Here is a 2,437-nt window from a genome sequence, read left to right as displayed (position 1 = left end):
GCCCGTGGCCGCGTCGCACTCGAAACCATCAAGCAAAACTGAGACAGACCACTAGCTCGCATTTGTTGTCGTTATGAGGCCCCATAACGACAACAAATGCGAGTCAGTTGGGTTGGCGGGAGGCGCGTCAGGCGGGGAAGCAGGCAAGCGCCGTCGAGCGGGCGGATTCCAGCGCTTCGCGAACCGGACGTGTGCGGTGTTGTTCGGAGAGTATTTCCACACCCCACGGCCCTTTAAAACCGATGGCCTGGAGCGTTGTGATGAACCCTGCGACGTCTTGGTCGCCCTCTCCGCAAAGGCGGCGATTGTCGCGAGTGTCCTCGAAGAGCGTGCCCTTGATTTCCGCGTCAGCGTCATTGAGTTCCACCCCTAAAATCTGCTCGGCGGTCACGCTGCGGGACAGTTCCTCCAAGCTCGTTCCAGCACGGAAGACATGCCAGTAGTCAACCACCAGGCCACATTCGGGCATATCGACCGACCTCATGAGTTCGGCGGCCGCGGGAATCGATCCGACCATCGAGAACGGCATGGGCTCAAGGGCAATCCGGGTTCCTCTTTCCGAGGCCTCGGTTGTCAGCCGTCGCAGCGGCTCCACCAGGAAATCAAGATCTTCCAATGGCTCGCCGAACGCCGTTCCAATCTTGATGAAGCGCGCCCCCAGCGTTTCCGCGGCATCGAGGAGCAGCTCGAACTGCGGCCTCCATTCATGGGACAGGGAATCATCCCACCAGTTCGTGAGCAACTCGACTTCGACGTGGCGGAAGCCTGCTTGGTCAATGAGATTCTTAAGCCCGGAGAAACCGATGGTGTCCCTTGCAACGACGAGATCGTCGTACGCCAATCCAAAGCCTGCCCATCCGGTTGAGGCGATTGCTTCCAAACGCTCGACGATGGGGACGGGACTGATCTCCGGGCTAGTCAACGGCGCGATATTCCCTGCGCTGGTCCAGCAAGTCGCAATCAGTTCGGGTGTGCTTGAGTACGTCATCGTTCTCCTCGCGCCGGTGCGCGGCTAGTTGCGGCAGGTGAGGGCGTGGATACCCAGTCACAATCTAATTGGAACGCTCCATTGACAATTGGTCAAGCCTTGATTTAGCGTTGGAGCGTTCCACAAAGCGATGTGGATCACATCCGTTCACAGCTAGATGGTTCCGTCCTCCCACCATGTCTTTGAAGGCACAGCAACGGGGTCGACGGTCGAAGTACGCGACATCAAAGGAGATCTCACGTGGCAAAGTTCAATTGGCGGCGAGGCGCAGTGGCGCTGGCCGTAGTACCGCTTCTGGCCCTGGCAGCATGCTCAAGCGGGGGCGGAAAGCCGGCCGACACCGCCAACGCCGCGGGTGGCGGCCAAGCGGCAAGCACTCCGCGGATCAAGGTTGCGCTCATCACCCACGCCGAGGCTGGCGATACCTTCTGGGATATCGTGCGCAAGGGTGCGGAGGCCGCGGCAGCGAAGGACAATGTCGAGGTTCTTTACACGAGTGATGCCGACGCGGGGCGCCAGTCCCAGCTCGTGCAGCAGGCCATTGACCAGAAGGTCGATGGCATCGCGGTCACGATCGCCAACCCGGGCGCCATGAAGGATGTGCTGAAGAAGGCTACCGACGCGGGCATCCCGGTGGTGAGCTTCAACGCTGGTGGGGACGTCTCCGCGCAGATGGGGGCGTTCACCCACTTCGGTTCCAATGAGACCCTGGCTGGCGAAGCGGTCGGCGCCAAGCTCGCGTCGCAGGGTTACAAACACCCCATCTGCGTGATCCAGTCACAAGGACAGGTGCAACTCGAACAGCGGTGCGCGGGTGTGAAGACGAAGGTGCCGGGCACTGAGATCCTTTATGTCAACGGGGCCGATATGACGGCCGTACAGTCCACCGCGACGGCGAAGCTCCAGGCCAGCAAGGATGCCGACGTGATCATCGGGCTCGGCGCACCGATCACCTTGACCGTCATCAAAGCCGTGGCAGATGCCAACAGCCCGATCAAGGTGGCCAGCTTCGACCTGAACCCCGCGCTCGCGCAGGCGATCAACGATGGCAAGGTCCTGTTCACTGTGGACCAGCAGCCGTGGCTCCAGGGCTACATGTCCATTGACGCAATCTGGCAGAACAAGCTTGGTGGTTTCAAGATCGGTGGCGGCCAGCCCGTCCTCACGGGTCCGACGATCGTTGACAAGTCCAACATTTCCGATGTGCTGAAGTTCGTTCAGCAGGGCATCCGCTAATCCGATGATGGTTCAGCTCGCGCGGCATGACTCCCTTGCCGCGCGAGCTGACAGAGAAGGAAGTGTGTTCCATGGCTTTAGTTACTGCCCCGGCACCCAAAACTGCCGCGGATGAGCGGGTCGCGAAGCGGAGCCCGTTGAGCAAGTTGATGGCCCGTCCTGAGGTCGGTGCCCTGGTGGGGGCGGTTGTCCTCTTCATTTTCTTTGCTTCGG

General features: G+C 60.6%; 2 protein-coding genes and 1 pseudogene. 2 read left to right on the top strand and 1 reads right to left on the bottom strand.

Features of this window, described 5'->3' with window-relative positions; all coding sequences use genetic code 11:
* Positions 1 to 127 precede the first annotated feature (127 nt).
* The gene (locus QRN45_RS20255) at positions 128 to 988 is read right to left on the bottom strand and encodes a sugar phosphate isomerase/epimerase family protein (protein ID WP_264637194.1); all 861 of its coding nucleotides are present in this window, start codon (positions 986 to 988) and stop codon (positions 128 to 130) included.
* Between the two features lie 240 nt (positions 989 to 1,228).
* On the opposite strand from QRN45_RS20255, the gene QRN45_RS20250 reads away from it, so the two are divergent.
* Both QRN45_RS20250 and QRN45_RS20245 read left to right on the top strand, forming a co-directional pair.
* On the top strand, positions 1,229 to 2,224 hold the full coding sequence (locus QRN45_RS20250; protein WP_078106906.1) for a substrate-binding domain-containing protein: 996 nt from the start codon (positions 1,229 to 1,231) through the stop codon (positions 2,222 to 2,224).
* A 71-nt stretch (positions 2,225 to 2,295) separates the two neighbouring features.
* Positions 2,296 to 2,437, top strand: a pseudogene (locus tag QRN45_RS20245) (ABC transporter permease); the annotation flags it as partial.

It is taken from the genome of Arthrobacter sp. efr-133-R2A-63 (assembly GCF_030209795.1).
GTDB classification, from domain to species: Bacteria; Actinomycetota; Actinomycetes; order Actinomycetales; family Micrococcaceae; genus Arthrobacter; species Arthrobacter bambusae_A.
The sequence above is the reverse complement of the archived record's forward strand: the minus strand, read 5'-3'. Positions and strand labels throughout refer to the sequence as shown.